This window comes from Sphaerisporangium sp. TRM90804 (assembly GCF_029846175.1).
GTDB lineage: Bacteria > Actinomycetota > Actinomycetes > Streptosporangiales > Streptosporangiaceae > Sphaerisporangium.
On record NZ_JARWAC010000006.1, the window covers coordinates 72,958 to 93,763 of the forward strand.

18 protein-coding genes are annotated in these 20,806 nt (G+C 71.1%); 5 read left to right on the forward strand and 13 right to left on the reverse strand.

Annotation, left to right across the window (positions count from 1 at the left end; translation table 11 throughout):
• Nucleotides 1-49: 49 nt before the first annotated feature.
• The 6 genes from PYR91_RS07075 to PYR91_RS07100 form a co-directional block, all read right to left on the reverse strand.
• Nucleotides 50-832, reverse strand: a complete 783-nt coding sequence (locus tag PYR91_RS07075; RefSeq protein WP_279778361.1) for an IclR family transcriptional regulator — start codon at nucleotides 830-832, stop codon at nucleotides 50-52.
• A gap of 40 nt (nucleotides 833-872) precedes the next feature.
• Nucleotides 873-1,649 (reverse strand): NAD(P)-dependent oxidoreductase, encoded by a 777-nt coding sequence (locus PYR91_RS07080; protein ID WP_279778364.1) that lies wholly within the window; start codon nucleotides 1,647-1,649, stop codon nucleotides 873-875.
• The gene (locus PYR91_RS07085) at nucleotides 1,643-2,794 is read right to left on the reverse strand and encodes an enolase C-terminal domain-like protein (protein WP_279778365.1); all 1,152 of its coding nucleotides are present in this window, start codon (nucleotides 2,792-2,794) and stop codon (nucleotides 1,643-1,645) included. Before PYR91_RS07085 ends, PYR91_RS07080 begins: the two co-directional genes overlap by 7 nt.
• A gap of 173 nt (nucleotides 2,795-2,967) precedes the next feature.
• The gene (locus PYR91_RS07090; RefSeq protein ID WP_279778366.1) at nucleotides 2,968-4,293 is read right to left on the reverse strand and encodes a sugar ABC transporter substrate-binding protein; all 1,326 of its coding nucleotides are present in this window, start codon (nucleotides 4,291-4,293) and stop codon (nucleotides 2,968-2,970) included.
• Nucleotides 4,294-4,320: 27 nt separating this feature from the next.
• Entirely contained in the window at nucleotides 4,321-5,208 is an 888-nt protein-coding gene (locus PYR91_RS07095; RefSeq protein WP_279778367.1) for a carbohydrate ABC transporter permease, read from the reverse strand.
• Between the two features lie 11 nt (nucleotides 5,209-5,219).
• Nucleotides 5,220-6,116 (reverse strand): sugar ABC transporter permease, encoded by an 897-nt coding sequence (locus PYR91_RS07100; RefSeq protein WP_279778368.1) that lies wholly within the window; start codon nucleotides 6,114-6,116, stop codon nucleotides 5,220-5,222.
• Between the two features lie 224 nt (nucleotides 6,117-6,340).
• Between PYR91_RS07100 and PYR91_RS07105 the strand changes: the two genes are divergently transcribed.
• Nucleotides 6,341-7,282, forward strand: a complete 942-nt coding sequence (locus PYR91_RS07105; RefSeq protein WP_279778369.1) for a 5-dehydro-4-deoxyglucarate dehydratase — start codon at nucleotides 6,341-6,343, stop codon at nucleotides 7,280-7,282.
• Nucleotides 7,283-7,340: 58 nt separating this feature from the next.
• Nucleotides 7,341-8,675 carry a pectate lyase gene (locus PYR91_RS07110; protein WP_279778371.1) on the forward strand — a complete coding sequence of 445 codons (1,335 nt, stop codon included), beginning with the start codon at nucleotides 7,341-7,343 and terminating at the stop codon, nucleotides 8,673-8,675.
• A gap of 83 nt (nucleotides 8,676-8,758) precedes the next feature.
• Here the strand turns inward: PYR91_RS07110 and PYR91_RS07115 are convergent, their stop codons facing one another.
• From PYR91_RS07115 to dapA, 3 genes are all read right to left on the reverse strand, one after another.
• The gene (locus PYR91_RS07115) at nucleotides 8,759-9,289 is read right to left on the reverse strand and encodes a DUF402 domain-containing protein (protein WP_279778373.1); all 531 of its coding nucleotides are present in this window, start codon (nucleotides 9,287-9,289) and stop codon (nucleotides 8,759-8,761) included.
• Between the two features lie 72 nt (nucleotides 9,290-9,361).
• Nucleotides 9,362-11,047, reverse strand: a complete 1,686-nt coding sequence (locus tag PYR91_RS07120; protein WP_279778374.1) for a ribonuclease J — start codon at nucleotides 11,045-11,047, stop codon at nucleotides 9,362-9,364.
• Between the two features lie 216 nt (nucleotides 11,048-11,263).
• Nucleotides 11,264-12,178, reverse strand: coding sequence for a 4-hydroxy-tetrahydrodipicolinate synthase (dapA, locus tag PYR91_RS07125; protein WP_279778375.1), 915 nt, complete (start codon nucleotides 12,176-12,178; stop codon nucleotides 11,264-11,266).
• Between the two features lie 458 nt (nucleotides 12,179-12,636).
• Here dapA and PYR91_RS07130 point away from each other — a divergent pair, with 458 nt between their 5' ends.
• From PYR91_RS07130 to PYR91_RS07140, 3 genes are all read left to right on the forward strand, one after another.
• Nucleotides 12,637-13,383, forward strand: coding sequence for a GntR family transcriptional regulator (locus PYR91_RS07130; protein WP_279778377.1), 747 nt, complete (start codon nucleotides 12,637-12,639; stop codon nucleotides 13,381-13,383).
• Between the two features lie 318 nt (nucleotides 13,384-13,701).
• Nucleotides 13,702-14,283, forward strand: coding sequence for a GNAT family N-acetyltransferase (locus PYR91_RS07135; protein WP_279778378.1), 582 nt, complete (start codon nucleotides 13,702-13,704; stop codon nucleotides 14,281-14,283).
• A gap of 378 nt (nucleotides 14,284-14,661) precedes the next feature.
• Nucleotides 14,662-15,537 (forward strand): 1,4-dihydroxy-2-naphthoate polyprenyltransferase, encoded by an 876-nt coding sequence (locus PYR91_RS07140; RefSeq protein ID WP_279778380.1) that lies wholly within the window; start codon nucleotides 14,662-14,664, stop codon nucleotides 15,535-15,537.
• Between the two features lie 48 nt (nucleotides 15,538-15,585).
• Here the strand turns inward: PYR91_RS07140 and dapB are convergent, their stop codons facing one another.
• The 4 genes from dapB to rpsO form a co-directional block, all read right to left on the reverse strand.
• Entirely contained in the window at nucleotides 15,586-16,326 is a 741-nt protein-coding gene (gene dapB, locus PYR91_RS07145) for a 4-hydroxy-tetrahydrodipicolinate reductase (RefSeq protein ID WP_279778382.1), read from the reverse strand.
• 79 nt (nucleotides 16,327-16,405) lie between these two features.
• Nucleotides 16,406-17,719, reverse strand: a complete 1,314-nt coding sequence (locus tag PYR91_RS07150; protein WP_279778384.1) for a pitrilysin family protein — start codon at nucleotides 17,717-17,719, stop codon at nucleotides 16,406-16,408.
• Entirely contained in the window at nucleotides 17,716-20,028 is a 2,313-nt protein-coding gene (locus PYR91_RS07155; protein ID WP_279778387.1) for a polyribonucleotide nucleotidyltransferase, read from the reverse strand. The genes PYR91_RS07150 and PYR91_RS07155 overlap by 4 nt, the downstream gene beginning before the upstream one ends.
• Nucleotides 20,029-20,433: 405 nt before the next feature.
• Complete coding sequence (gene rpsO / locus PYR91_RS07160; RefSeq protein WP_279778389.1) at nucleotides 20,434-20,703, reverse strand: 30S ribosomal protein S15; 270 nt, start codon at nucleotides 20,701-20,703, stop codon at nucleotides 20,434-20,436.
• Nucleotides 20,704-20,806 lie beyond the last annotated feature (103 nt).

Consider the following 20,806-nt stretch of genomic DNA (forward strand, 5'->3'; position numbering starts at 1 on the left):
ATAGAACAACCACAGGCGTGTGCGGTCAAGCGGCCGGGCCGGGCGGGCGCTAGTAGGTGCGGCGGACGCCTCGGGCGGCGACCTCGATGCGGTCGCGCGCCTCCAGCAGGCAGGCCGCGATCTCCTTGTCGCGGCCGGCGGTCAGCCGGGGAATCGGCACCGAGACGCTGACGGCGTCGCGCGGCGGGTAGGCGATGTCCAGCGCGACGCCGAAGCAGCGCAGGCCCTCGGTGTTCTCCTCGCGGTCGACGGAGTACCCGCGCTTGCGGATGCGGCGCAGGTCGGCCACGAGCTGCGCCTGCTCGACGATGGTGTTCTTGGTCAGCCGGGGCAGCGTCGCCGGCACCAGCCGCGCCACCTCGTCGTCGTCGCGGGTGGCCAGGATCGCCTTGCCGAGTGAGGTCGTGCTGGCCGGCAGGCGGCGGCCCACCCGCGTGAACGGCCGCAGGTAGTGGCGCGAGGCACGGGTGGCGAGGTAGACGACGTCGAAGTGGTCGAGCCGGGCCAGGTGGACGGTCTCCCCGGTGACCTCGGCCAGCCAGTCGAGCGCGTCGCGCGCGAGCTGCACCACCGGGTCGCCGTCGATGTACGTGGCGCCGACCAGCAGCGCCCGCATGCCTATGCGGTAAAGGGTGCCGGTGACGTCGGTCTCGATCCAGCCGAGGTCGACCAGGGTGCGCAGCAGCGCGTGCAGGCTGCTCTTGGGGTAGCCGAGCTTGCCCTGCAGGTCGGAGAGACTGTGCAGACCGGGGTACTGGGCGAAGAAGTCGAGAAGCTCCACCGTGCGGACGGCGGACTTCACATGCGGCACAGCGATCCCCTGCTCGGTCATGTCCGTCCTCCCTGCCGCATCTTTCCTCTATTCTCGCCGGTCAGGACTCGACAACGCGCCCACCCAGCCAGGCGTATTCGGGGTCGTCCTGATCCAGCTCGGGCATCCGATCGGCGTACGGCTCCGCGTCGTCGCGCGGGTGGTAGCCGAGGGCGCGGCCGGGGCCGAGGTCCCACCAGTTGCGCGTGTTGGCCGACACGCCCCAGAGCACCGCGTAGGTCAGCTCCGGCGCCGTCAGGCACGCGTGCATCAGCCGCACCATGTCGGCCGGGCTGATCCAGGTCGACAGCGTGCGCGCGTTCACCGGCTCCGGGCAGAACGAGCCGATGCGCAGCGACGCCACCCGCATGCCGTACCTGTCGGAGTAGTAACGGCCGAGCGCCTCGCCGTACGCCTTGGAGACGCCGTAGAGCGAGTCGGGGGCCACGGGGGTGTCCGGCGCCACCAGCTCCTGGCGCCGCGTGAAGCCCGCGGCGTGGTTGCTGCTGGCGAAGACGACCCGCTCGACGCCCGCGCGCCTGGCCGCCTCGAAGACGCGGTAGGTGGCGTCGATGTTGGCGCCGAGCACCTCCTCCCACCCCGCCTTGGGCGACGCGTTGCCGGCCATGTGGACCACGGCGTCCACGCCCTCCACCGCCCGCGCCAGCACGGCCGGGTCGTCGACGTCCCCCACGATCGTCTCGTGGAGGGTGTCCTCGACGGGGCGCCTGTCGAGGAGCCGCAGCGTGTAGCCGTGTTCGGGCAGCCCCGCGGTCAGGCAGGTGCCGATCCTTCCGGCCGCGCCGGTCAGGAGTACGTTCTTCACGGTCTTCACCATGTGGCAACCGTATGGGCGGCGACGTGGTCGAAGTCAAGATCGTCCCCGAGGCCGGGGCGTAACGGAAGCGTGACGTTCCCCGACTCCTCCAGCGGGTCGACGATGGAGCGCAGGTGCGGCGGCGGGGTGTCGTAGTCGGAGTGCGGGTGCAGCAGGCCGCGCTCGTACCACTCGCCGCACATCGTGGCCCCGATGACGGCCAGCGCCCCCGAGCCGTTGCCGTGGATCTCGCAGCCCATGCCGAACGACTCGGCCGTGTGCACCGCCTTCAGGGCCGGGATGACGCCGCCCGAGCCGACCACCCCGACGCGCAGGATGTCGCAGGCGCCGGCCGCCACCCACTCGGCCCGCGCCATGTGCTTGCCCCAGGAGGTCTCCGGGCCGAGGATCGGCGTGGCCAGCTGCTCCGCCAGCCACCGGTACGACTGGACGGACGCCTCCTCCATCGGCTCCTCGTACCAGGCGAAGCCCAGCTCGTCGAGCGCCCGGCCGAGCCTGAGCGCGTCGGTGCGGCTGTACCAGTGGTTGCTGTCGAGCATGAGCGCGACGTCGGGCCCCACGGCCTCGCGCACCGCCGTGCACGCCTTGATGTCCAGGTCGACCCCGAACGGCATCGGCGGCATCCAGGTGTGCAGCTTGATCCCGCGGTAGCCGCGCGCGACCAGCTCCTTGGCGAAGTCGGCGTAGTCGGAGAAGGACGCGAGGCCGCCGGGGATGTCGTCGCCGCACATGGTGCTGGCGTAGGCGGGGATGGTGGCGCGCGCGCCGCCGAGCAGCTTCCACACCGGGACGCCGAACGCGCGGCCCGCCAGGTCCCACAGCGCCTGGTCGACGGTGCTGAGCAGGCGGTCGGTGAGGTGGCCGTGCGCCCCGCGCTGCCGCCGCGCGAGCGCGTGCCACAGGCGCTCGCGGTCGAGGCCGTCCTGGCCGACGAGCACGGGCCGGACATGGGCCTTGATCATGCTCTCCCTGAGGGTCTCCGCCTGCCCCAGGCAGTAGCCCTTGACGCCGTCGCTGTCGGTGATCTCCAGCAGCGCCTCCTGGACCTCGCGCGGCGGGCCCGGATGCCGGTGCCCGTGGCCGTCCACCACGGACCGGATGACGGTGCTGAACACGGTGACGGTGACACGCTCGATGACGGCCATGACGCTCCTTCTCGTGCGACCTCGTGCGACTGGCGACGGCGCGCGGGGCGCCCCGGGGCGGGTGCCGGCCCGCCACGGCCGGCGCGCCCGGTGCGGAGCCGGCTCCGGGGCCCCCGCCCGTGGTCAGGTGACGGGCGCGGGCCCCGGGCCGCCGCCGGCCCCGCGGGCCGGGTCTAGTTGGAGTGGGACTTCTTCCACTCGGCCTGAGCCTCCGTGAGCATCTGGCCCATGGTGTCGAGGAACTCCTGCGGCTTCATCTGGCCCAGCAGCACCTTCTGGAACAGCGGCTCGGTGTCGGCCTTGGTGATGGAGGAGAACTGCGGCAGGTGGTAGGGCGGGGAGACGACGACCGTGGCGGGGTCGGCCAGCACCTCGACGGCGCTCTTGAGGTAGGGGCGCTCGTCGATCCAGGCGTCCTGCTGGGCGTCCTTGTTCGCCGGGATCTGCCCGGTCTGCTGGTTCCAGTAGGAGTTGTTCTCCTTGGAGACCAGGAACTCGACGAACTTCCAGGCGGCTTCCTTGTGCTCGCTGTTCTTGAAGACGCCGAACCCGTCGACCGGGTTGGCCACGATGGTGCGCTTGCCGGAGGCGCCGACCGGCAGCGGGTAGGCGTCGATCTTCTCGGCGCCGAACGCCTTGACGTGGTCGTTGTAGGACCCCAGGTTGTGGTGCATCATCGCGACCTTGCCGCTGGTGAACTGGGCCACCATCTTCGGGAAGTCGTTGGTGACGTCGGCCTCGGGCGTGGCCTTCTTGTACAGCGCGGCGATCTTGCCGACCAGCTCGGCGTTCGCGGGGTCGTTCACGGTGCTCTTGCCCGAGGCGTCGAAGAACTCCGTGACGCCGGAGTAGGCGTAGGCCTCGGCGAGGAGCTGGAAGATCGATCCGGCGCCGCCGCGGATGGTCCAGCCGTACTGGTCGGGCGTCTTGGTCAGCTTGCCGACGGCGGTGAAGAACTCGTCCCAGGTCTCGGGCGCCTCGACCCCGGCCTCGGCGAGCTTGTCCTTCTGGTACCAGACGACGTCGAGGTTGGAGGTCGCCGGCACCATGTAGAGCTTGCCGTCGGGGGTGGCCTGCTTGACCGAGGCCAGCATGCTGTCGAGCACCTTGCCGTTCACCGCGCTGCCGGCGAGCCAGGCGTCGGCCGGCTCCAGCGCCTGCTGCCCGGTCAGGTTGGCCAGGTAGCTGGTGGTCACGCCGCCGACGTCGGGGGTCTCGCCGCCGGCGATGGCGGTGTCGTACTTCTGCTGCACCGAGGCGATCGGGATGCCCACGTACTCGACCTTGATCGTCGGGTTGGCCGCCTCGAAGCGCTTGATCAGCTCCTGGTAGATCGGGGTGCGCACGCCGCCGTTGTTGTCCCAGAACGTGATGGTGGTCGCGCCGGATCCCTCGCCACCCCCGCCGCCACCGCCGGAGTCGGACCCGCATGCCGCCGCGGTGACGCACAGGGCGAGCGCGGCGACGGCCGCCGAGCAGACCTTCGTGATTCTTCTCATCTTCCGGTGTCCTTCTTTCGGGGGGTGCTATCCCTTCACGGCGCCGGCGCTCAGGCCGTGCACGAGATAGCGCTGGATCACGGCGAACACGAGCACGACGGGGACGGCGGCTATGACGCCGCCCGCCGCCAGGGCTCCGAAGTCGGCGCTGTACTCCCCGATGGTGTAGCTGAGGCCGACGGGGATCGTGAAGTTGTCCTGCCTGCTGATGAACATCAGCGCGAACAGGAAGGTGTTCCAGGTGTCGATGAACGCGAACGAGCCCACGGCGACGAGCCCGGGGCGCAGCTGGGGCAGCACGACCGCGAGGAACGCGCGGCCCCGGGTGCAGCCGTCGACCATCGCCGCCTCCTCCACCTGGAAGGGGACCGAGGAGACGAACCCGCTCATGAGGATGATCGACAGCGGCAGGTTGAAGACCGTGCCGGCGATCACCAGGCTCCACAGGGAGTTGATGAGCCCCAGGCCCTTGAAGATGGTGAACAGCGGGATCAGCATCATGGCGCCCGGGATGAACTGCGTGCACAGCAGCACGACCAGGAAGACCGTCCTGCCGCGGAAGCGGAACCGCGCCAGCGCGTAGCCGCCCATGAGCGCGATGCCCGTGGTGAAGAACAGCGACAGCACGCCGACGATCACGCTGTTCTTGAAGAAGACGGCGTACCCGATGTCATTCCAGACGGTGTCGAAGTGCTCGAAGGTGATCGGCCACGGCACCGGGGCGGTCGACCCCGTCGGCCGCAGCGCGAACACGATCATCCAGTAGAAGGGGACGAGCGTGAACACCAGGTAGAGCCCGAGCGGGACGTACAGCCGCAGCACCCGCCCCCGGTCCTTGCGCGGGTCCTTCCGCGCGCCGGGCGGGGTGCCCGCCGCCGTCCGGGGACGGTCTCGCACGATGACCTCGGTCGCCATGGAACCGCCCCTCATCCCTTGTGGTCCGCGCCGAAGCGGCTCAGCCGGAGGTACAGCAGCGAGCAGAACAGCAGGATCAGGAAGCCGGCCGTGGTGAGCGCCGACCCGTACCCGAAGTCCTTGGAGTCGATGGCCCGCTGGGCCACGTACAGGGGCAGGGTGGTGGTGGCCTGCGCGGGCCCGCCGCCGGTGAGGGTGTAGATCAGGTCCACGTTGTTGAACTCCCACACCGAGCGGAGCAGCGTGGCCAGCACGATCGCGTCGCGCAGGTGCGGCAGCGTGACGTGCAGGAAGCGGCGCACGCGGCCCGCCCCGTCCACGGCCGCCGCCTCGTACAGCTCGCCGGGGATGCCCGCGAGGCCGGCGAGCAGCAGGATGGCGAAGAACGGCACGCCCCGCCACAGCTCGGTGATGACCAGGGCGCCGAAGACGGTGTCGGGGTTGCCGAGCACGGCCGCCTCCGGCGCGCCGAGGTAGCGCACGATTCCGGTCGTGGGGTTGTAGAGCAGGATCCAGATGCTGGTGGTGAGGACGCCGGAGACCGCCCACGGGGAGAACACCAGCGATCGGGCCAGCCCCCGGCCGATGAAACTTTCATTCACTATGAGCGCGAGCGCCAGGCCGAGGACGAGCTGCAGCACGATCTCCACGAGCACCCATTGGGCGGTGAAGCCCAGGCTGGACCAGAAGAGAGGGTCCTCGAACAGCATCTCCCGGAAGTTGTCCAGGCCCGCGAAGCCGTTGGCCCACGGCCTGGTCAGGTTGTAGTGCTGCAGGCTGTAATACAGAACGCTGCCGATGGGGTAGACGAGGAACACCGCGATCAGCACGACGGTCGGGGAGATCAGCAGGTACGGCGCCCAGCGCAGGGCCAGGGGGCGTCTCTCCGCCGAAGCTGTCCTCGCCAAGGTCACCTCGCGATTCCTTTCACGTTGCGACACGTTTCTGAACGACGTTCACAGATGTGGACGCGCCGTCAACGTAGGAACGCGGCCGGGGCACTGTCAAGCCTTCGGCAGGTAACCAAAGCATTTCGAAAGACCGTCGCCCGTGTTTCCGCCGCTCCCTTGACTGCCGCCTGCTTCGAGTCATACCTTCCCTGTGTTCATGTATATGAATACAGTCCTTAGATATGTACACACGAGAGGACCGCATGACTCCGCTGGCGGATCGACTCGACGGCCCGCTTTTCTTTCCCGTCACACCTTGCGACGCGCGGGAGCGGCTCAACATCGACGTCTTTCGCGAGCACGTCCGGGAAGGCGTCGAGGCCGGCTGCGGTGCCGTGTTCGCCTGCTGCGGCACCGGGGAGTTCCCCTCGCTCAGCCTGGACGACTACGCCGCCTGCGTCGCGGCGGCCGTGGAGGTGACGGCCGGCCGCGTGCCCGTGATCGCCGGCACCGGCTACGGCGTGGCACTGGCGTCACGGTTCGCCGCCACCGCGCGGGACGCCGGGGCCGACGGCCTGCTCGCGCTGCCGCCCTACCTCGTCCACGCCCAGCAGGAGGGGCTGCGCCGGCACTACGAGGCGCTTGCCGACTCCTCGCCGCTCCCGCTGATCCTCTATCAGCGCGACAACGCGATCTTCGACCCCGATACCGTCGTCGCCCTGGCGCGCCACCCGCGGATCGTCGGGCTGAAGGACGGGTACGGCGACCTCGACCTGCTGCAGCGCATCATCAGCGCCACCAGGTCCGCCTCCGTCGACCTGCTCTTCTTCAACGGGCTGCCCACGGCCGAGATCTCGGCGCTCGCCTACCGCGGGCTCGGCGTCACCCGCTACTCCTCAGCGGTCTTCTGCTTCCTCCCCGGTGTGGCCAAGCGGTTCTACCACGCCCTCGTGGGCGGCGACGACGCCACGGTCGGCCTGCTGATCGACGAGTTCTACCGGCCCCTGGTCGAGCTGCGCCGCCAGGGCGCCGGATACGCCGTCTCGCTGATCAAGACAGGGGTCAGGCTGCGCGGCCTGGACGCCGGGCCGGTGCGCGCCCCGCTGTGCGAGCCCGCGCCCGAGCACGTCAAGCGTCTCGGCGAGCTGATCGAGCACGTGCTGGAGCTCGTCGAGGAGCCTTGACCGGACCCCCTGGAGGCGCCCTCCCCCGGAAGGCACCTCCCTGACCAGGAGGTATCCCTTGAGAACACCCGCGATCCTGGCGGCGGCGCTCCTTTGCGCGTCAGCGCTCGTCGCCGCCCCCGCGTCCGCCGCGGCGCCGCCGGGGGCCGACGGCTCCCGATCGGGCGGGGCCGTCCCGCTCGGACGGCAGGTGCTGCCCGCCGGCGACGGCTGGGCGTCGGCGACCACCGGCACGACCGGCGGCTCGGCGGCCGACGCCGCCCACGTCTTCACGGTCACCGACCGCAAGGGGCTGGTCGCCGCGCTGGCCGGGGGCGACGCCACCCCCAAGATCATCTACGTCAAGGGTGAGATCGACGCCAACACCGACGACTCCGGCGCCCGGCTGACCTGCGACGACTACGCCGTCAACGGGTACACCACGCAGGGCTACCTCGCCGCGTACGACCCGGCGGTGTGGGGGCGCGACGCCGAGCCCTCCGGCCCGCTGGAGGACGCCCGCGCGGCCTCCGCCGCGAAGCAGACCGCGTGGATCCGGCAGAAGGTGGGATCCAACACCACCATCGCCGGCCTCGGGCGCGCGGTGATCAAGGGCATGAACCTGCACGTCGACCAGGCCGACAACGTCATCATCCGCAACATCCAGTTCCGCGACGCCTACGACTGCTTCCCCCAGTGGGACCCCACCGACGGCGACGAGGGCAACTGGAACTCCCTCTACGACAACATCTCGGTCACCCGCTCCACCCACGTTTGGGCCGACCACAACGGCTTCGACGACGGCGCCAACCCCGACTCCGGGCAGCCGGTGTACTTCGGGCGGCCCTACCAGGTGCACGACGGCCAACTCGACGTCACCAACGGCTCCGACCTGGTCACCATCTCGTGGAACCGGTTCGCCGACCACGACAAGACCATGCTGATCGGCTCCACCAACAACCCCGCCACCGACGCCGGCAAGCTGAACGTCACCGTGCACCACAACGCGTTCGACACCGTGCTCCAGCGGGCGCCGCGCGTGCGGTTCGGCCAGGTGCACGTCTACAACAACTTCTACGACGTGCCCTCCGGCGACGACTACGTATACGGCCTGGGCGTCGGCGTGCAGTCGAAGATCTACGCCGAGAACAACTTCGTCCGGCTGGGGCGGGGCGCCGGCGCCGACCAGATCATCTACGACTGGGGCGGCACCGCCGTGCACGTCACCGGCACCCTGGTGGCGAGCGGCGCGTCGGTGCGCCGCGTCGACCTGCTCGCCGCCTACAACGCCACCCACGACCCCGACCTGTCGGGGGACGTCGGATGGACTCCCACGCTGCACACCGGGGTGGATCACACCGCCCTGGTGCCGGTCGAGGTGCCGCTCTGGGCAGGCCCGGGCCGCCTGCGCTGAGCCGGCCCTCCCCGGCCGGGGCCGCGCTTCGGCCGGCCCCGGTGCCGACCGGACCCGTCACGCGGCGGTGGCGGGTCCACCGGTCAGCACACCTGCGAGAGCCAGGGCTGGTGCCCGCCGCCGAACGGGGCGGCTCCGCGGCCCACGGCCGACATCAGCCAGGCCGCCGACCGCTCCGCCCGAGCGACGACGTCCCCGGGGTAGCAGTAGCGCACCCGGTGCTCGGCGAACTCGTCCTCGTCGTCGACGAACAGGCGCCCGCTGCGCAGCAGCAGCACGTCCAGATCGAGATCGACCATCGTGACCTGCCCGTCTCGCCACCGCGGGACGGTGGCGACGTCGCAGTAGATCGCGGTCTCCTCAGGCTCGCCGTTGAAGCAGGCGGTCCACCAGGCGTCCCGGGGGAACAGCATGACGAACGGCTGCCGCCACACGACGGGCGGCTCGAAGCCGCGCCGGCCGCTGGTGCCGGCCGGGCAGCCCGCCCAGACGCCGTGCTCGTCCTCCCCCAGCAGCCGGGCGCCGTGGTGCCAGTGCAGCGACCCGTCGTACTTGGTGAAGACGACCTGGATGGCCGCGCCGGTGACGCCCTCGCCGTGGGCGGGGGCGTTCACCGGCGACCAGCCTGGATGCTGACCATGGCTCTCCTCGGCACGGGGATTCCGGCACGAGAAACCTACGCCAGGTCAGACCTCCACGACCACCGGGATGATCATCGGACGCCGGCGGTAGGTGTCGCTGACCCACCGGCCGACGATGCGCCGGGTGAGCCTGCGCATCTGCTGCGGATCGGCGACGCCGTCGGCCGCCGAGTCCTGCAGGGCGGCCTCGATCAACGGGATGACCGCGTCGAACGCCTCGGTCTCGATACCCGACCCGCGCGCGTAGATCTCCGGCCCGCCGGTGACCTTGCCCGTCGTCGAGTCGACCACCACGACCACCGAGATGAACCCCTCGTCGCCGAGGATGCGCCGGTCCTTCAGCGCCGTGTCGGTGACCGCGCCGACCGAGCTGCCGTCGACGTAGACGTAGCCGCACTGCACCGCGCCCACGATGCGGGCCCGGCCGTCGACCATGTCGACCACCACGCCGTCCTCGGCGATGACGATGTGATCGTCGGGCACGCCGGTCAGCGCCGCGAGCTTGGCGTGCGCGCGCATGTGGCGCCACTCGCCGTGCACGGGCATGAAGTTGGACGGCTTGGTGAGGTTGAGCACGTACAGCAGCTCGCCCGCGGCCGCGTGACCGGAGACGTGCACCGTGGCGTTGCCCTTGTGCACGACCCGGGCCCCCCAGCGGGTGAGCCCGTTGATCACCTTGTTGACCGCGGTCTCGTTGCCGGGCACCAGCGAGGACGCCAGCACCACCGTGTCGCCCTCGGCGACGCGGATCGGGTGGTCGCGGTTGGCCATCCGCGACAGCGCCGCCATGGGCTCGCCCTGGGACCCCGTGCAGATGAGCACGACGTCCTCCGGCGGCCACTCCTCGATCTCACGGGAGTCGACCAGCAGGCCCGGAGGGACCTTGAGGTAGCCGAGCTCCCGCGCCACCGTCATGTTGCGGACCATCGACCGCCCGATGAGCGCGACCTTGCGGCCGTTCTCCTGGGCGGCGTCGAAGACCTGCTGCACGCGGTGGACGTGCGAGGCGAAACAGGCGACGATGATGCGCTTGGCCGCGCTGCGGAACACCTCGTCGATCACCGGGCCGATGGTGCGCTCGCTCGGGACGAACCCGGGCACCTCGGAGTTGGTGGAGTCGGACATCAGCAGGTCGACGCCTTCGGCGCCGAGCCTGGCGAAGGCCCCGAGGTCGGTGAGCCGGCCGTCCAGCGGAAGCTGGTCCATCTTGAAGTCGCCGGTGTGCAGCACGATGCCCGCGGGCGTCCTGATCGCGACGGCCAGGGCGTCCGGGATGGAGTGGTTGACCGCCACGAACTCGCACTCGAACGGCCCGAACCGGCGGCGGTCGCCCTCGACCACCTCGGCCTTGACCGGCTGAATGCGGTGCTCGGTCAGCTTGCTCTCGATGAAGCCCAGCGTGAGCCGGGACCCCACGAGCGGGATGTCGGCGCGCTCGCGCAGCAGGTAGGGCACGGCGCCGATGTGGTCCTCGTGCGCGTGCGTGAGCACGACGGCCTCGATGTCGTCGAGGCGGCCCCTGATGTAGTCGAAGTCGGGCAGGATCAGGTCGACGCCCGGCTGTTCCGGATCGGGGAACAGCACGCCGCAGTCGACGACCAGCAGACGGCCGTCGAACTCGAAGACCGCCATGTTGCGGCCGATCTCGCCCAGTCCGCCGAGCGCGACGATGCGCAGCCCGTTCTCAGGGAGCGGAGGCGGCGGCCCGAGCTCCGGGTGTGGATGGCTCATGCTCGTCCCCCGCGTGTTCCGGCCCGCCCGCGCACGGCTCCCTCGCCGAGCCGTCCGGCGCGATGCCGGCCGTGATCGCTGTGTCTCTCTCTCAAACTTTCTGTTTCCTCTCCGCCGCGTTAAGCGCACGGCACCACTCGAACATTCCCCCGCCGATTACGCCCGGCGGCCGGCGGCACGTCTTGGCGTCCCCACGCGACGCGGGGACGCGGCCCTTCAGTCGGACAGCTTCAGCCCTGACGCGACCAGGTCGGCGCGCAGGAGCGCGATCTGCTCGCGGGTCGCCTCCACCAGAGGCAGCCGCAGCGGACCGACGCCTCTGCCCACAAGAGCCAGCGCCGCCTTGACCATGATCGCACCTTGCGTGCGGGTCATGATGCCGGTGACCGCGGGCAGCAGCCGCTGGTGCACCTCGCGCGCGGCCTTCACGTCGCCCGCCTCGTACAGCTGGATCATGGACGCCAGATCGGCGCCGACCACATGGCTCACGACGCTGACGAAGCCGACCGCGCCCACCGACAGCCAGGGCAGGTTCAGCGTGTCGTCACCACAGTAGAAGGCGAGGTCGGTGCGCGCCATCACCTGGGAGCCGGCGAACAGGTCGCCCTTGGCGTCCTTCACGGCCTGGATGCGCGGGTGGACGGCCAGGCGCGTCAGCGTCTCGCCGCTGATCTCGACGCCGGAGCGTGTCGGGATGTCGTACAGCATCACGGGAAGCCCCGTGGAGTCGGCCACCGCCGTGAAGTGGCGGTACAGGCCCTCCTGGGGCGGCTTGTTGTAGTAGGGCGTCACCACGAGCAGACCGTGCGCGCCGGCCCGCTCGGCGGCCTGGGCCAGCTCGATCGAGTGCCCGGTGTCGTAGGTGCCCACACCGGCCACGACGGTCGCCCGGTCGCCCACGGCCTCGACGACCGCGCGCAGGATGCGGTCTTTCTCGGCGTCGCTCGTGGTCGCGGACTCGCCGGTGGTGCCGCTCACGACCAGGCCGTCGTTCTTCTGCTCATCCACCAGGTAGGTGGCCAGTCGCTGGACGCCGTCGGCGTCGACGGCGCCGTCGCGGTCGAAGGGCGTGACCATGGCGGTCAGCAGGCGGCCGAAGGGCGCGCCGGAAGTCTGTGTTGGCGATGCCATAGAGGGAACGGTACCTGGATCCTGGAAGACGGTGGACCCCGCCACCCCGGTTCCCGCTCCCGGGTATTTGAACCTGGTGTGTGCGGCTTCGCCCGGAGCGCCCCCCGAACAGAGATTGAGGCCGCCGATATGTGCTCGGGGGTACACACATCGACGACCTCTACCCCTGCAATCGGACGGGCTTACGGGTGTGTTACATGGATTCGAGGAGAATTTTCCGATCGTCCGTCGCCGCCCGCCGCGGCCTTCCCGGAGCGGGACGGCCCAGGCCGTGCTCCGCGGGAGGCCATCCGCCGGAAGCGCTTCCTCGCGGCGCCCGGAGGCTCGCGATCACCCTCCGTGGGCGTTGAATGACCTTTCGTAAAGTTGGAACTCCAATTTTCGGTCATTACTCCCCGTTGTCCAATGATTACGGCAAGATAGGGAACGATCTCGAAGCGGCCCGAGGGATGGGACGGATGACTGGCAACGACCCGGTGTATCTCCGTGTGGTCGAAGAGCTGCGGGGGCAGATCGTCGACGGCACCCTGCCGCCGGGCGCGCCGATCCCCTCCCGCGCGCAACTCACCCAGCGCTTCCGCGTCGGCGAGACCGCCGCCAGGCACGCGCTGCGCGTCCTGGCCGCCGAGGGCCTGATCATCGGCAAGGTCGGCTCCGGGCACTACGTGCGCGAGAAGTCGGTGCTCTACCCCCTGCAGCGCAGCCGCCACGTCGACCACGACATCCCCTTCGCCGCCGACATGCAGGCCGGGGGCCACCGCGCCACGTGGGACTGGCGCAGCGAGCACGCCAAGGCGGGCCGCGAGATCGCCGGGCGGCTCCACCTGGCCGAGTCCGCCGCCGTCACCCGCACGCGTTACGTCTTTCGCACCGACGGCAGGCCCATGCAGCTCGCCACCTCCTACGAGCCGGCCGAGCTCTCCCGGGCACAGCCCCCCGCCGAGGAGGGCACCAACGGCAACGGCCGCAAGGGCCTGCTCGCCCGCATGTCCGCCGCTGGCATGCGCGTCACCGACATCCGCGAGAGCGTCCACACCCGCGTCCCCCAGCCGACCGAGAGCGACCTCCTCGGCCTGCCCACCGGTGTGCACGTCCTGCACATCGAGCGCACCCACTGGTCCGGCGACCGCCCCGTGGAGACCAGCGACATCGTCGTACCCGGCGACCGCTTCCGCCTCGTCTACTCCGTCTCCCCCAACCCCTGACCCCCACCCGCTCGCCCCGCCGTACGCCCACCCGCCGCGCCCCCGACCACCGCGCCCCCGCCCGCCGCACACGCGACCGCCGCACGCCCACCCACCGCGCCCCCGACCCGCCGTGCGCCCACCCACCGCGCCCCCGACCCGCCGTACGCCCGCCGCCACGCGCCTGCCCGCCGTGCGCGCGACCGGGCGCCGGGCCGCACTTCCCGGGACACGGCGGCGAGCACGCCGCCCCTGAGGGCGCCGGCGGGTTACTCGGGGTGCGTCCGCGCCTCCGCGCCCCGATACGGTGGGGATGCACATGAAGGGGGGTCTGTCGCCATGGCAGACGTGGGGGTGCGCGCCGCGCGGGTCGACGACGTCGCGGCGGTGACGGCCACCCAGATCCGGGCCTGGAAGGCCGGTTACCGGCCGTTCCTGCCCGAGGGCCCGCTGGAGCAGATGACCGGCCCGTCGGCCGAGAAGCTCTGGGCGCGCCAGTGGGAGGAGGCCGTGCTGACTCCGCCCACGCCGCGGCACCGGCTGCTGGTGGCCGTCGAGACCGACGACCCGCTGACGTCACTGGCGAGCGGGCCGGGCGGCGGCGCGCAGCAGGTCGTCGGCCTCGCCTCGCACGGCCCCGCCGAGGACCCCGACCTCGACCCGTCGGCCGAGGCCGAGTTGCTCACGCTGCTGGTCGACCCCGGCCACGTCCGGCGCGGGCACGGCAGCCGCCTGCTCAACGCCACCGTCGACCACCTGCGCGAGGACGGCTTCACCACGGTGGTCACCTGGGTGTTCGCCGAGGACGACGCCATGCTGGGCTTCTTCGGCTCCGCGGGCTGGGCGCCCGACGAGGCCGAGCGCGTGCTGGAGATGGGCCGCCCGATCCGCATGATCCGCCTGGCCACCGACATCGCCTGAGCCGCCACCCGCGACGCGTTTCCACCGGCGCCTCCCGGCTTCCCCGGCTTCCCGGGGCATCCAGAGCTTCTCGTGCTTAGGGGGCGTCTGGGACGCGGCGTCCCACCACGACCGCCGCTCCCCACGGGAACGCCCCGAACGCCCTCCACCGGGCGCCCGGCGCCTCCGGGGCTTCCCGGGCGTCCGGCGGCATTCCGGTCATCCCGGGCTTCCGGGATGGCCTGGACGCGGTGCCGTGCTCGGTCGCCGCTCTCCACGGGGGCACCCCTGGTTCGGGTCTACGGGGCATCAACTAGCCTGCTTAGTCGAAATCCGGGAGGCCGCGCCGCAGCGGCGGCGAGGGCGTTCCGGGACCCGACTCTTGGTGGAGGACGACCCGTGGCGACACCCGCTCAGTGGCTCGCGGGAGCACGACCCCGCACCCTCCCGGCGGCCGTGGTCCCCGTCGCCGTGGGCACGGGCGTGGCCGCCTCCTACGACGGGGCCGTCTGGTGGCGCGCGCTGCTGGCCCTGTTCGTGGCGCTGATCCTGCAGGTGGGCGTCAACTACGCCAACGACTACAGCGACGGGGTGCGCGGCACCGACCAGGACCGCGTCGGCCCGCTGCGCCTGGTCGGCTCCGGGGCCGCCTCCCCGCGGTCGGTGCTGCTCGCGGCGGCGGGCTGCTTCCTGGCGGCGGCGGTGGCGGGCCTGGCGCTGGTCGTCGCGACCCGCGCGTGGTGGCTGCTGCTCGTCGGCGCGCTGGCCATCGCCGCCGCCTGGTTCTACACCGGAGGCTCCCGCCCCTACGGCTACCGCGCCTTCGGCGAGATCTCGGTCTTCGTCTTCTTCGGCCTGGTGGCCGTGGCGGGCACGACGTACGTGCAGCTGGAGAGCCTGCCGTGGCTCGCGGTGGTCGCCGCCGTGCCGGTCGGGCTGCTCGCCTGCGCGCTGCTGGTGGTCAACAACCTGCGCGACATCGCCACCGACGGGCCCGCCGGCAAGCGGACGCTGGCCGTCGTGCTCGGCGACGCCCGCACCCGCCTGCTCTACGGCGCCTGCCTGCTGCTGCCGTTCGCCATCGCGCTGGCGCTGGCGTTCGCGCGGCCGTTCGCGGCGCTCACCGTGCTGGCCCTGCCACTGGCCCTCGCCCCGGCCGGCGCCGTGCGCTCCGGGGGCGCCGGCCGCACGCTGATCACGACGTTGCAGCAGACCGGCCGCGCCCAGCTCGTCTTCGGCCTGCTGTTCGCCCTCGGCCTCGCCCTCACCCTCTGACCCGGCCCCCGAGAGGCCGCTGAAGGCCTTTCGGGCCCGCGGGGGGCCTCACAGGCCGAGCAGGGACTCCAGGCCCACCGTGAGGCGGTCGGGCAGCTCGCGGACGCGGCGGACGCCGAGCAGCACGCCCGGCGTGAACGAGGAGCGGTTCATCGTGTCGTGCCGGATGGTCAGCGTCTCGCCGTCGCCGCCGAGCAGGACCTCCTGGTGGGCGATGAGCCCGGCCAGCCGCACCCCGTGAACGCGCACCCCCTCGACGTCGGCGCCCCTGGCGCCGGGCAGCTCGGAGCTGGTGGCGTCCGGCATCGAGCCGAGGCCCGCCGCCCGCCGCGCCTCGGCGACCAGCTCGGCCGTGCGGCGGGCCGTGCCCGAGGGGGCGTCGGCCTTGCCCGGGTGGTGCAGCTCGATGATCTCGACCGAGTCGAAGTACCGGGCGGCCCGCTGGGCGAAGTGCATCATCAGCACGGCGGCGATGCCGAAGTTGGGGGCGATGAGCACGTTGACCCCGGGATGGGCGTCCAGCCGGCCCCGCAGCTCGTCCAGACGGCCGGCGTCGAACCCGGTGGTGCCCACCACGGCGTGCACGCCGTGCTCCACACACCACCTGAGGTTGTCCATGACCACGTCGGGGTGGGTGAAGTCGACCACCACCTCGGCGGCGGACAACGCCTCGATCGGGTCGCCGACGTCGACGGCGGCCACCAGCTCCATGTCGTCGGCGGCGTGCACGGCCTTGCAGACCTCGGCACCCACGCGCCCTCTGGCGCCCAGAACTCCAACGCTGATCACGAGCCCCTAGCGTAGCGTCAAGCCCGGGCCCCCAAGAGGGAACCCGGGCTTGATCACCGCTTGCGACGGGTGAGGCCCGTCAGGCGACGAAGGCGCTGAAGTCCTTGTCGCCGAAGGGCCCGATCACGGCGAGCGTGAGCGGCTGCGAGAGCACCTCGCGGGCCACCGCGTCGACCTCGTCGGGCGTGACGGCCTCGATGCGCGCGAGCACCTCGTCGACCGGCATCAGCGTGTCGTACACCAGCTCGCTCTTGCCGATGCGCGACATGCGCGAGCCGGTGTCCTCCAGGCCGAGCACCAGGCCGCCGCGCATCTGGCCCTTGCCGCGGACGATCTCCTCGTCGGTCAGGCGCTCGGCGATCACGCGGTCGAGCTCCTCGCGGCAGATCTTCAGCACGTCCTCGATCTTGGCCGGGAGGCAGCCGACGTAGATGCCGAACTGGCCGGTGTCGGCGTACTGGGCGGTGTAGCTGTACGCCGAGTAGGCCAGGCCGCGCTTCTCGCGGATCTCCTGGAACAGGCGCGACGACATGCCCCCGCCCAGGGCGGCGTTGAGCACGCCCAGCGCGAAACGGCGGTCGTCGGTGCGCGACAGCGCGGTGGTGCCGAGCACGAGGTTGGCCTGCTCGGTCGGCCGGTCGACCACGCGCACGCCCGAGCGGGGCGAGGCGCCGGGGCCGGACAGGCGCGGCGGCGTCGGCGCGGCGGTGCCGCCGAGCGCGCCCGCCCGCTCGTAGGCCGCGGCCACCAGCTCCACCACCCGCTCGTGGGAGATGTTGCCGCTCACCGAGACGACGGTGTGCGGCGGCCGGTAGTAGCTGTGGTAGTACTCGGCGATGCGGTCGCGCGACAGGGTCTGGATCGACTCCACCGAGCCGAGGATGGGGCGGCCCAGGGGGATGTCGCCGTACAGCTCGGCCGAGAACTGCTCGTGCACGACGTCGGAGGGATCGTCGTCGTGCATGGCGATCTCCTCCAGGATCACCCCCCGCTCGGACTCGACGTCCTCGGCGGTGACCAGCGAGGAGGTCACCACGTCGGCCAGCACGTCGATGGCCAGCGGGAGATCCTCGTCGAGCACCCGCGCGTAGTAGCAGGTGTACTCCTTGGCGGTGAAGGCGTTGATCTCGCCGCCGATGCCCTCGATCGCCGCGGAGATCTCCAGGGCGTCACGGGCCGGAGTGCCCTTGAACAGCAGGTGTTCCAGGAAGTGGGTGGCCCCGGTGTGCTCCTGGGCCTCGTCGCGGGATCCGATGCCGACCCACATGCCGACCGCGACGGAGCGCACGGTCGGCATGGTCTCGGTCACCACGCGGAGCCCGCCGGGCAGGACGGTGCGCCGCACCACCCCGGCGCCGTCGCCGCCGGGGTGCAGCAGGGTGGTGGAGCTCACGAGTTGCGGTCGTCCCGTCCACCCCGGGTGCGGGTGCGGCGCGGACGGTCGCCGCCGCGGTCGCCGCGGTCGTCACGAGGGGCGGCGTCGGCCGGGGGGGCCTCGACGTCCCCGCCGGACTCGGCGCGGGCCGCGGCCTCCTTCTCGACGACCTCGACCGGGACCAGCGACAGCTTGCCGCGTGAGTCGATCTCGGCGATCTCGACCTGCACCTTGTCGCCGACGTTCATGACGTCCTCGACGTTCTCGATGCGCTTGCCGCCGTGCAGCTTGCGGATCTGGGAGACGTGCAGCAGGCCGTCCTTGCCGGGCAGCAGGCTGACGAACGCGCCGAAGGCGGCGATCTTGACGACCGTGCCCAGGTAGCGCTCGCCGATCTCGGGCATGTGCGGGTTCGCGATCGAGTTGATCGTGGTCCGCGCCGCCTCCGCCGAGGGACCGTCGGTCGCCCCGATGTAGATCGTGCCGTCGTCCTCGATGGTGATCTCGGCGCCGGTGTCGTCCTGGATCTGGTTGATCATCTTGCCCTTCGGGCCGATGACCTCGCCGATCTTGTCGACCGGGACCTTGATCGTGATGATGCGCGGCGCGGTCGGGTTCATCTCCGCCGGGGAGTCGATCGCCTCGCGCATCACGTCGAGGATGGCCAGGCGGGCGGCCCGGGCCTGCTTGAGCGCGGCCGCGAGCACGTCGGCCGGGATGCCGTCGAGCTTGGTGTCGAGCTGCAGCGCCGTGATGACGTCACGGGTGCCGGCGACCTTGAAGTCCATGTCGCCCATGGCGTCCTCGGCGCCGAGGATGTCGGTCAGCGTGACGAACTGGTCGCCCTCGCCGATCAGACCCATCGCGATGCCCGCGACCATCTCCTTGAGCGGCACGCCGGCGTCCAGCAGCGCCATGGTGGACGCGCAGACCGAGCCCATGCTCGTGGAGCCGTTGGAGCTGAGCGCCTCCGACACCTGCCGGATGGCGTACGGGAACTCCTCGCGGGTCGGCAGCACGGGCATCAGCGCCCGCTCCGCGAGCGCGCCGTGGCCGATCTCGCGGCGCTTGGGCGAGCCCACCCGGCCGGTCTCACCGGTGGAGTAGGGCGGGAAGTTGTAGTTGTGCATGTAGCGCTTGGTGCGCTCGGGGTTCAGCGTGTCGATCATCTGCTCCATGCGGAGCATGTTCAGCGTGGTGATGCCCAGGATCTGGGTCTCGCCGCGCTCGAACAGGGCCGACCCGTGCACCCGCGGCACCACGTGCACCTCGGCGCTGAGCTGGCGGATGTCCTTCGGCCCGCGGCCGTCGATGCGGACGCCCTCCTTGATGACGCGCTCGCGCATCAGCTTCTTGGTGAGCGAGCGGTACGCCGCGGCGATCTCCTTCTCGCGCCCCTCGAAGTCGGAGCCCAGCTTCTCCAGCGCCAGTGCCCTGACCCGGTCGAGCTCGACCTCGCGCTCCTTCTTGCCCGCGATGGTCAGCGCGGAGGCCAGCTCGCTGGAGACGGCGCCGGCGACGGCCTCGTACGCGTCCTCCTGGTAGTCCAGGAAGATCGGGAACTGGGCGGTCTCCTTGGCGGCGACCCTGGCGATCTGGCTCTGCGCCTCGACCAGCACCTTGATGAACGGCTTGGCGGCCTCAAGGCCCTCGGCCACGGTCTCCTCGGTGGGGGCGACCGCGCCATCGGCGACGAGCTTCAGCGTGTCGCGGGTGGACTCGGCCTCGACCATCATGATCGCGACGTCGCCGTCGGGAAGCACACGGCCGGCGACGACCATGTCGAACGTCGCGCCCTCAAGCTCGGTGTGGGTGGGGAAGGCCACCCACTGGCCGCTGATCAGCGCGATGCGGACGCCGCCGAGCGGGCCCGAGAACGGCAGGCCCGCGAGCTGCGTCGACAGGCTGGCCGCGTTGATGGCCACCACGTCGTACAGGTGGTCGGGGTTGAGAGCCATGACGGTCGCCACGACCTGCACCTCGTTGCGCAGGCCCTTGACGAACGAGGGGCGCAGCGGACGGTCGATCAGCCGGCAGGTGAGGATGGCGTCCTCGGAAGGACGGCCCTCACGCCGGAAGAACGAGCCGGGGATGCGCCCGGCGGCGTACATGCGCTCCTCGACATCCACGGTGAGCGGGAAGAAATCCAGGCTCTCCTTGGGGTTCTTGGACGCGGTGGTGGCGGACAGGACCATCGTCTCGTCGTCAAGGTAGACGACGGCGCTTCCCGCCGCCTGGCGCGCGAGCCGTCCGGTTTCGAACCGGACCGTACGCGTGCCGAATGAGCCGTTGTCGATCACGGCTTCCGTGCTGTGGACACCCTCCACGGGGGACCTCCTCTTGGGTCGGTCGCCCGCGTCCGTGCTCTGGTCGCACTCGCTCAGGCACGTGCCGGCCGGCCGGTGTCTTCGCGGTCGGCCGACTCGTGCCCGGCTTCCGTATGACGGCTCCCCGTCATGTGCAGCGCCGGTCTTCGATCGAAGCACCCGGCCTGTGCGGCATACGCCGCAGACATCCGGAAGCCACTACCGAGGACCGGCCCGCAGGCGTCACGGGACGCGCGTTCTTGTGTGCTGTGCGGACGCGGGGCACTTTTCTCGGCTGTTCAGTTGTCTTTCGGACCATATCGGTGCGGTGCCGCGCCGTCGTCCGGCGCGGCCGCCGCGTCCCCGCCGGAAGGCCCGGCACCGGCGGGGTTGCGAAGGAGCGGCGCGAGACCGCTCCCTCTCAGGTTATCGGCGCAGGCCGAGCCGCTCGATGAGGGTGCGGTAGCGCTCGATGTCCTTGCTCATGAGGTACTTCAGCAGCCGGCGGCGACGGCCGACCAGCAGCAGGAGCCCACGGCGGCTGTGGTGGTCGTGCTTGTGGGTCTTGAGGTGCTCGGTGAGCTCGCTGATGCGCTTGCTCAGCAGCGCGATCTGCACCTCGGGGGACCCGGTGTCACCATCACCGGTGCCGTACTCGGAGATGATCTGCTTCTTGGCGGCGGTGTCGAGCGACACGGCTCTCCTTCTACTGTCTACGGGCACACGTGGCAGGTTGGTTTTTCCTACGAACGACCGTGTATGCCTACAGTCGCCGTAACCGGTCGGCGGGCAGCGCACA